General features: G+C 61.2%; 8 protein-coding genes. 1 reads left to right on the top strand and 7 read right to left on the bottom strand.

What is annotated here, in order from left to right:
* Positions 1-8: 8 nt before the first annotated feature.
* From ABIT12_RS05590 to ABIT12_RS05565, 6 genes are all read right to left on the bottom strand, one after another.
* A complete protein-coding gene (locus ABIT12_RS05590; RefSeq protein WP_348044178.1) occupies positions 9-530 on the bottom strand; it encodes a GNAT family N-acetyltransferase in 522 nt (173 codons plus the stop codon).
* Between the two features lie 98 nt (positions 531-628).
* Positions 629-919: a helix-turn-helix transcriptional regulator gene (locus ABIT12_RS05585; protein ID WP_348044176.1), complete on the bottom strand. Its 291-nt coding sequence runs from the start codon at positions 917-919 to the stop codon at positions 629-631.
* 66 nt (positions 920-985) lie between these two features.
* Positions 986-1,702: a TfuA-like protein gene (locus tag ABIT12_RS05580; RefSeq protein ID WP_348044174.1), complete on the bottom strand. Its 717-nt coding sequence runs from the start codon at positions 1,700-1,702 to the stop codon at positions 986-988.
* The gene (locus ABIT12_RS05575; protein WP_348044172.1) at positions 1,703-2,899 is read right to left on the bottom strand and encodes a YcaO-like family protein; all 1,197 of its coding nucleotides are present in this window, start codon (positions 2,897-2,899) and stop codon (positions 1,703-1,705) included.
* A 4-nt stretch (positions 2,900-2,903) separates the two neighbouring features.
* A complete protein-coding gene (locus tag ABIT12_RS05570; RefSeq protein ID WP_348044170.1) occupies positions 2,904-3,086 on the bottom strand; it encodes a hypothetical protein in 183 nt (60 codons plus the stop codon).
* 95 nt (positions 3,087-3,181) lie between these two features.
* Positions 3,182-5,146, bottom strand: coding sequence for a hypothetical protein (locus tag ABIT12_RS05565; protein WP_348044168.1), 1,965 nt, complete (start codon positions 5,144-5,146; stop codon positions 3,182-3,184).
* Between the two features lie 544 nt (positions 5,147-5,690).
* Here ABIT12_RS05565 and ABIT12_RS05560 point away from each other — a divergent pair.
* The gene (locus tag ABIT12_RS05560; RefSeq protein WP_348044166.1) at positions 5,691-6,650 is read left to right on the top strand and encodes a FecR family protein; all 960 of its coding nucleotides are present in this window, start codon (positions 5,691-5,693) and stop codon (positions 6,648-6,650) included.
* 4 nt (positions 6,651-6,654) lie between these two features.
* Here the strand turns inward: ABIT12_RS05560 and ABIT12_RS05555 are convergent, their stop codons facing one another.
* On the bottom strand, positions 6,655-8,958 hold the full coding sequence (locus ABIT12_RS05555; protein WP_348063305.1) for an EAL domain-containing protein: 2,304 nt from the start codon (positions 8,956-8,958) through the stop codon (positions 6,655-6,657).
* Positions 8,959-9,142: the final 184 nt, after the last annotated feature.

Raw genomic sequence — 9,142 nt, 5'->3', positions numbered from 1 at the left:
TATCTGCCTTAGCTGCTTTGAGCGGCCAGCGCCTTGCTCAGGATCACGCTGCGATAATTGGTGTGGGACCACTGGGCGTGCTCGATGAAACGGTAGCCCAGACGATTGTACCAGCTGACGAGGTGCGTTGCGGGCTCTGCGGTATCCAGCGCAATTTCACGAGCACCACAGGCGAAGGCCCTGGCCTCGGCGTGAGCGATCAGCGCGGTACCCAGGCCTTTGCCTTGCAGATCTGGTTCAACAGCAAACTGGCCGAAGCAGGCGACGTCTGGTTGGTCATACCAGTGGCAGCCCCTGGTCTGGGTGGTGTCGCGGAACAGAATGGTGCCGCGCAGCGCCCCACCATCAAGGGCGACCAGACATTGACCCTGGGCGATACGGTTGCGGGTAACGTCGCCGTCCTGATCGGTGGCACGATAATGCAGGCCCATTTGCGCCAGGCTGGCATAAGCGCGGTGGAGCAGGGCGGTCAACTCACTGATGGAGTCGCTGGGCAGGAGTGGCCGGATTTCCAGATCGGGTACAGGCATGGTCGAGGTCCGGGTTGGTTCGACCCAGTTCTAGCGGATTGCTGCGCCTGGGTGAACGCCCGCGTCGGAAATGGCGGGACGGGCAATGGCGGCTCCCTTCATGGGCGTGGTTCAAGGTCGGATTGCGCCACCAGCCCCATGTGTTCGGCCTCGCGGACGATGCGGAGCACATCCGTGGCACTGCGCGCGGCGAGTTTTTCGATGACCCGCTCGCGGTGCTGCCCGGCGGTACGCACGGTTATGTTCAGGGCGCGGCTGGTCTCCTTGGCCGTTTGGGCCTCCAAGATCAGGGCGAATACTTCGCGCTCGCGGTGCGTCAACCGTTTAAGATTTTCCGGAAGGTTGTGGGCTTCCTTACCCTTGAGTTCGGCTGGGATATATCGAGGCATGTGCTGATTCCGTGGACAACGGGGCGTTTGATCAGCAAAGATGATCGAGCGTGACTCAATCGTGAATCAGCGATTTCTTAGAACGAGATCGTCAAGCGCCTGCTCCCAGAAGGATGACTGGGCGAACTGCCATTGGGTTGGAGTTCTACGTGAATTTCGGCTGGCCTTGACAGCTTCGAGCACTTCCAGGGCGTCAGCGGTCTTCAGGCCGACGCGATGCTGGTGGTAGGCCGCTGCCACGGCATCGTGCCTCGTGGCGGGCAGCGCCTGTTCGATGAGCGTTGCAACGGTGCGGTCGCGAAAGTGGACCAGACGTGTGGCTGTTTGCAGTGCGATGCACTCGTTGGGCGAAATTAGCCCCAGCCTGTCCAACTCCGATACGGTTGCGAGGGTGTCGACGACGGCCTCGGTCAGGGGCTGAAAATCGAGTTCCGGCGGGCATTGGACAACAGCGACGTCGCCATCATCGTCCAGGGTACCATCGAGATACCAGTGGGCAATTTTGCCAACGGGCACCATGCCGAAGTGGGCGCATTCGGCGGCGCGCAGGGCCCCCATGGATGCGCCGCCATAGATATTCACTCCGCCCTGCAGCGCGAACAAAATTTCCTTGTGCCAGACGGATGCCACCCACCCGAAGGAGCCGTCCACCAGGCCGATCGCCTTGGCGCCGCGAGCAATTGCAAGCGAGATGTCGCCATGCACTGCCGGAGGCCGCAACAGCACATCGCCCAGATTGAGCCGGGCGCCGAAGATGCTTGGACCAGCAAACAGGAGTTTCATTCAAAGGTCCGAAAGCATCTGCCGCAAAGCACGTGGCCCTGGCCGCCAGTTCAGATTGACTGCCCAATCCTCAAGACCCGGCGCCAGAACCTTGCAGACGCTGACCCCGATGGCCTCGCCACCGAGGGAAACAACAGTGATGTCGCCGATTTCGGCGGCGGCGAGCAACGCGATCAGATGCGACAGCAATTCCGCCAAGGGCGTACCGAGCGGTAGCCCCGTACCGGGCCGGTGGGCGGGCTTTGCATCCAGAAGATTCTGGAAGGTGCTATTGGCCAGCGTATTGAAATCGTCGGGGGCCAGATCATCGCGCGCCGAGGCAATGGTGGTAATGCGCGACTGTGCCGCCTCAGTTATGGCGCGAATGGCCGCGCGCCGCGCAACGGGATGCGAGCCGGAGCCGGAGCAGATGCTGAAGCGGGCCTCGTAGGCGAGGGATTGCGGGCCGATCACAGCCAAAAAGGTCGGGACCGCGAGGTCCGTGGTCTGATCGAATATCTTGAGCACCAGATCAGCAGCGGCAATCGAGCTTGCCATGCGGTCAATATGGCCGTCACCGAAAGCGGCGGGATCGATGCAGGAGCGTAATTTTGCAGCTTCGGACGAGAGTGCCCAGAGCGCGCCGGCATCGCGTTCGACCAGTTCACACAGCGCGTGAAACACCGCTTCGTCGCTGGTATTGCCCGACGCCAGGCCATTGGTGTTCTGGCAAATGCCCGGGAGCGTTGGCGCCTTGCCGGTAAAGGTCGCGGCATCAAACGGCACGAGGATCGGTTGCCCCGTCAGAACGCTGGCGCCTTGCAGCCAGGCCATGGTCCGATCATCGGGAATGGACTCCCCGACCGGCATGCTGCGCAGTGGTTCAAAAACCTGCAGGCCACGGCCGCGCAAGTCCTGCGTCGTAGCATAAGTGATCGCGGTGGTGGGTTGCTCGGCGAAGCTGAATTCCACTGCCTCCATCAGAGCCGAGGCCTTGGCGGCATTTTCGGAGAGGCCCTTGCCCTGATTGGTTGAGAGCGTGTGCGCGTTGGGGCGGAAACTGGCAAAAACCGGTATCCCCAGCACGTCCAGCGAAGTTTGCCTGGCGAGCCGGGTGATGCCGATTTGCTTGAGATGCGGCTGTAGCCTCCGGATGGTTTCCAGAGGCGAGCAGGAGCGGTCGCTATAGACCCCGGACTCTGCGGGATCAGCGAACACGGTGCTAGGCTGCGATCAGGGCAACCCACTTCTGGGCTGGCGGTTCGCTTTGCGCCTCGACCATATTGGCGCTCTGCAAGCGGGTGGCGAGCTCGCCCATGAACACGGTTTCGAACAGACCGGTTTTGATATCGGTGACCTGAATGTAGCCCGCTTTGTCGGACGGCTGGATGCGATGGCTCTGCATGGTGGTTCCCCCCAAGTATGAGGGAAGCCTAGGAGCAGATGACAGTTCTGTCTTTCCAGAGGGTTCTGGCGAGAGGCCATCCTAGGGGATTTTGACTAGGAGAATCCTGCCGTTACCAATGCATGCACGTAGTGTTCGACATCGGAACTTGACCGGTGTGGCACAAATTCAGCGACATCGCTTAGCCGGAAGTCAGGATATTTGCTGAGCCAGCGTTCGCGATGCGAGGCCGCCAGATCCAGATTTCCAATCATGGCTGCCGATGCCGATATCAGCCGGTCGACCATGGTTTGATCCTGCATTTTTTGCAGGGTGGTCAGCGCGGCTCGGTAGTTGCCGAGAAAAAACTCGGCTGAGCCGCTGATCCAGTAATATTCGTCGGGCGCAAGCGGGTTGAGGCTGATGGCATTGTCGATGCAGCGCTTGGCTTCACGCATCCTGGAGCTGTGGACCAGAATGTCTGCCTGGTCGGCCAGGATATCGGCGTAATTTGGCGCACGCTCATGAGCAATGTCGAAGTACTCGGCGCTGGCATCGAGATCGCCCAGATACATGCTGGCGTGACCCAGCTCGCGGTGTCCGCTGGCTTCGAGCGGGTCGATCTGAACGGCGCGTGTTGCCAGCGACTTGGCCTTGATCAGCAAGGTACGATCGGGCCGACCAAGCATCAGCCATTCGATCGACATTGTCCGCGCCAGAGCGCTGAGGGCGGGCACATATTCCGGGGACAGCTTCAGGGCCTGCGCCATATGCCGGCGCGCCCCGCGGAGCCGGGCCAAGTCATTGTTCTGCAGAAGCTCGGTTCCCAGCAGGTAATGGATATAGGCCGACTTCACGCCGGTTGAGCGAAATGACTGCAGTTCCGCGGCGCCAATTTTGCCGGTCAGGTTGGCGGCTATTGCCGCCGCGATAGAGGCCTGGCTTCGCAACAGCGTGCCCGGATCGAGGGGTACTTCGTCGGCCACAAGAATTTCGCTTGAGCGCGTGCGCACCAGGGTAAAGGCCAATCGCGGATGGCGGCTGCCGGGCAATATGGAGGTGGTGACGATGTAGTCCAGATCGAGAAGCGAGATCGTCGACGCCGGGTCAGAGCCGGCCAGCTTTCGCGCCGTGTATGGGGCCAGCATGGACAGCGTGCGCATTCGACACAGCGACAGCGAGATGTCCGAGGTCAGCGATATGGCCAGCTCGACATCGGCGGGAGCCGTGTTTCCCAGCGGGGCGGGCGGCAAAATGATGACGCGCGGGACGGGGCGGACGGCAATTTCTGTAGCCGGCTGCATTGGCTCAACCGTGGAAGGGGATAGGCCATGGCCGCTGTTTTGTCCGGTACCCAAACGTGCCGCCAGTGCCTGGGTCAGCAATTCTGGAGTTGCGTTCAGATCCAGCCGAAGCCGATTTGAATGATCCATAAACACGGCATGCGCTGCAGCGAACTGACCCAGCGCCGCGAGATTGTTCATGCGCGCCCTGACGAGGCTCTCCTCATAGGGCAAGAACTCGAGGGCCCTGGCAAATGCAAGCTCCAGTTCCGGCGCGGCAAGCGATGCTCCTGCGGCGATCACGTTCGTGGCAAAATGGCGATTGATGCGGGCGCGGGTCATGGAAAGCCACTGTGCCAGGTCCGAGTCGAGCCACATCTCGGTGCCGGCCAGCAGGTCACCCCGATGGAGCGCGCACAATTGGGATACTTCATTGGGCCTGGTTGGCGCTTTGGCTGACAGCAAGGCCAGCACATCGCTGGCGCAGCCGTCGGCGATCCGAATGAAGCGCCGCTCGATCGTCAGGATCTGCACAGTTGAACTCGTCTGCCACCGGCGGACTTGCGCGATGAGCTGACGCAGGTTTGCCTGCGCATTGGCGGCGGGAACGTTTGGCCACAGAAACGTCGATAATGCGTCGCGCGAACCAATGCCTGCGTAGTCCAACTGGAGAACCGCAACAAGCAGATACGCCTTCAACGGGAGCGGCCTGTCCCCCGGTGTTGAGCCCTCCACATGCGGAGATCCCAGAAGGCGCAGCATCATGATCCCCCAATGCTCGTGCTTGCCCAAAGTCACGGTCGAGTCGTCGCAAGCGCAGCGCCATGTTGCACAACCCCCACCCCGTGAAATATTTATACAAATTGGAACAACTGCCAATTGATTTCGTGAGCTCTGCTTTCCATTGGCCGGTAATCCGTACTTTCGGTTCGTCGATAGACGAATCCACGTGTGACGGGCCGCTGATCCCACAATCGCCTTTAGCCATCGGCCGCCGGTTTCGGCCAGGCGTCATTGGCGGTCAGCACACCCCGAACGGCATCAACGGCTGACCTGGAGGGGCGATTCAGTGGAAACCACTGGCCTTGGGTTATCGTTGACAATTCGGAAGCCGGCCGGGCGGCGTGGGAACTGTGGTCGGCGGGGTTCGCGCCGGCCCCTGGTCTCGATAGCCAATGCGGGGCAAACGGGGGCGATCCTTGATCTCAATTGTTAACCCTTTCCGCAGGTGTAAATTATCCGGTACCGAAATTAACGGCTCGGCCAAGCATTTTGCGTAAATTTTGGGCAAGCAAAATCGAGGTCATTCATGCATTCCGTTTTTTGTCGTTCCGTTCTTTTGATGCTGAGCGTTTCAGCGTTTTCGATGGAAGCAGCGCATGCGGACGATTGGGTGGTAGCGCGTCTGCGCGGCGCAGTTTCTGCATTCGACAATGGGACCTGGCGACAACTCGAGCGCGGTAGCGTGGTGGACGACCATCGCCAGATCAGGTCGTTGGACGGCAGCCATGTGGTGTTTACCCGCGACAAGGAAAGCATCGAGTTGACCGGGGCAAGCGAGATCCGGATTTACGACCGGGCCGGAGAACGGATGACCACGGTCTTGCAGGCCTATGGGACGGTCGCCATCGAGGCCGAGCATCTCAATGTGCAGCATTTTTCGGTGCAGACGCCGTACCTGGCGGCCATCGTCAAGGGCACCAAATTCATCGTCACCAGCAACGATCAAGGCTCCCGGGTGGAAGTTGAACGCGGGATCGTCCAGGTCCAGGATACGGTCCACGATGTGGTCGCCAATGTCGTTCAGGGGCAGGACGCTGCGGTATCGACAACCGAGGTCCTCGATATCAGCGGCGTCGGTCGCATCCCGCCGATTGCCACCATGGAAGGCATCGTGCTGGCACAGGACGAAATTGCCATCCAGCGCGACAAGGCCAGCGGATCAGCGACAACCGTCGCCGTCACCCCCGGAAATGGAAATTCCGAAACCAAGAGCGAGAATTCCAATTCCGGCAATAACGGCAATGGAAATGGAAATGGAAATGGAAATGGTAGCTCCGGGAGCAGCAATCCGAGCAATGGGAGCGGCGATGGTAGTTCCAGCACAGGTAATTCTGGTGGCGGAAACGGCAATTCCGGCAGCAATGGCAACGGAAATTCCGGCGGCGGGAATGACAGCTCCGGAAACGGCAATTCGGGCAATTCCGGAAGCGGCAATTCGGGCCATGGCAATGGCAATTCTGGCCATGGAAATGGCAATTCGAGCCATGGCCATTCCGGCGATGACGACGGCGAGGACTGAGCCGTCAGTGGTTTGAGCGGATAAAGGCTTCAAAATCCACCGCGCTGAGCGGCTTGCTGAAATAGTAGCCCTGCGCGATATCGCAGCCCCAGGCCTTGAGCTGGGCTGCCTGCTCGGCAGTCTCTACCCCCTCGGTGACCGACTGTTTGTGCTGGCGCTGGCACAACTCGACAATCGAGCGCAGCAAGGCGTCGTCGGCCGCACTCAGGCCCAGTCGCTGGATGAAGCTCTGGTCGATCTTGATCTTGTCGAAGGCCAGCGTTGTCAGCGCGTTCAGCGACGAATAGCCAGTACCAAAATCGTCGAGCGCCACCCCAACCCCGCGCTGGCTCAGGGCGTCAACGATTCGTCGGGCGCGCTCTGTATCCTGCATCAGCGCGCCTTCGGTGATCTCGATATCGAGCCGATTGGCCGGAAGCGCCGCCAATTGCAGAGCGCTGGTTACATCGTCGATCACGTCGCTGCGCTCAAACTGCACGGGCGAGACGTTGACAGCAAGCCGGCCACTCCAGGCCCATGCCGCCTGCTGCCTGCAGGCCTCCTGCAGCACCCAGCGACCTAGATCAACAATCGCCCCGGTTTCCTCGGCAAGCGGAATGAAGATTGCCGGAGAAACCTTCCCCAAAGTGGGATGGTTCCAGCGCACCAAGGCTTCGGCACCCACCAGCCGGCCGTCCGAGAGGGCGACCTGGGGCTGAAACACCAGATGCAAGGCGTTGGCGGCAATGGCCGCCCGCAGATCAATGTCCAGCCGGCGCCGGAATTCGATGGCCCGGGACTGCTCGATATCAAAACTGGTGCGCTGCGCGGCGGTGCCGTTGTGAATGAGCGCGGTCTCTGCCTGGTGCAGCAGGAGATTGTCGGAGTTGGGGCCCGTCGCAGTCGAGAGGGTGACGGCGACATGGACCGCATGGCCGTCCACCTCCCGTATCGTAGCAATGGCTGCTTCGGCGTCATTGCAAAGCGCCGTCAGTGCCTGCTCGTCCCGGGGGCCGACAAATGCCAGCGCGAAGGTGTCTTCGCGCACATAGGCCAACAGCGCTGCCGATACTGGCTGCAGATTCGTCGCGGCCAGACGCAGGGTCGCGTCGGCAATGTCCTGCCCAAGAGTTGCCCGAACGCTGTCCAGCCGGATAAGCCGGACCAGGATGATCGTGCCAGCCGGACCGATGCCGGACAGTTGGTCGAGCAGGCCGATACGCGATAACGCGCCGGTGATCGTATCGTGGTGCGCCAGGTAGGCCAGGCGGTGCTGGGCCTCGCGCCGCTGACGAATTTGCACGCTGAGTTCATTGCCCAGTTCGAGCAGGAACAGCGCCGGCATAGCCAGATCAAACAGTGCGGTGTCCAGCAGCAGCGCGCGCTGGAGATAGACCAGGGTCGCCGCCGCTTCGTAGCCGAGGATGGCGACAATCATCGCTGCCGCCAGCAGTCCCAGCCCCATGGCGCGACGCCGAAACGCCAGCAGGATGGCGATCAGGGCCGCCAAAGCCAGACCAGGCCAAGAGCCGAAATGGGTGATCACCCGACCCTGCTGCAGGGTTTCCATGCCCAGCGCCTGCAACAATTGCCCGGAGATCACCCCGTAATGCGGCACCTGGAAGAAATCGTGCAGTTCGATGGCGCTGGCACCAATGATGATATCCTTGCCCTTGATGCGCGCCGGATCGACGCGGTGCTGCAAGACGTCAACGAAGGAGATCCTGTCGATGGTCTGCGGATCGATGCCAAAGTCGATGAACACGGTGTTCTGCTCTGGCGCCGGACGCCCCGAAAGCGCGATCGGCAGCGCCGGCACGAGGCGATTGCCGGTGTCAAACCCGGCCAGAAAGCTGTCGCTCAGCCCCTGGCTGTTCAACAGCACGTTGACCAGAACCGGTTCGGCATGCGCCAGAAAGCGCGCTGCCGGCAGCGACAGGGTAATCCCTGCCGGGGTGGCTTGAACGAAGGCGGCCAAAAACGCAAAACCGCCGGCCCGGCGCAACGCTTCGGTGAAGGCTGCATCGCCTTCCGGCGTACTGGCACTGCTGAAATCGACGTCAAAGACCACTTGATTGGCGCCCAGGTCCAGGAGGGTGTCGAGCACATCGGCATGCAACTGCCGTGACCACGGCCAGACCCCGATTTCGGCAATGCTCTTGCTGTCGATTTCAACCAGCGCCACCTGACCCGAGGCCTTGAGGGAGGAGCTGCCGAAGCGAAGATCGGTCAACCAACGATCGAACGGCGCCAGGCCACCGCCGGCTGCCAATGCTGAAAGCGCGAGCAGCAGCAGCATTGCGGACGCGATACGATGCCAAAAATTCATACCGGGCCCCGGCTCAGTTGCGCCCAGTATAGGCCAGCACCCAGAAAAACAGATTAACGGCCAGCGCCCAAAGGCGCAAAGCGCGCCGTCCAGACCGACACCCATCCGGGTCGCGGCGGCGGCGAGCCCTGACGGCAATGACCATTGTCCGCAGATTTGCCAGCGCTGCCTTCCGGGCTCGTGC

It is taken from the genome of Devosia sp. (assembly GCF_039927955.1).
Lineage (GTDB): Bacteria > Pseudomonadota > Alphaproteobacteria > Rhizobiales > Devosiaceae > Devosia.
The sequence above is the reverse complement of the archived record's forward strand: the minus strand, read 5'-3'. Positions and strand labels throughout refer to the sequence as shown.